Raw genomic sequence first — 216 nt, forward strand, 5'->3', positions numbered from 1 at the left:
CGAGCAGCCCGAACATCAAATGGCTCATGACTTTGGCATGTCCCTTGACCATGATGTTGCGGCCACCAAACTCGTCCTTGAGGCGTGCGTTGGTCCGTTCGGCCACAGTGCGCTCACGGTAGCGAACCTCATCGGCAGGCTCGAAGTGTTCCTTCTCGCCGCCACGCGGATTATGGTCGATCAGGGGGACGTGTCCCAGTTCGCGGCAGTGGTCGT

1 pseudogene is annotated in these 216 nt (G+C 60.2%); it reads right to left on the minus strand.

The features are described from left to right. Positions 1 to 216, minus strand: a pseudogene (locus F1735_RS38715) (IS5/IS1182 family transposase); the annotation flags it as partial.

This window comes from Massilia genomosp. 1 (assembly GCF_011682185.1).
Taxonomy (GTDB): Bacteria; Pseudomonadota; Gammaproteobacteria; order Burkholderiales; family Burkholderiaceae_D; genus Telluria_A; species Telluria_A rubra.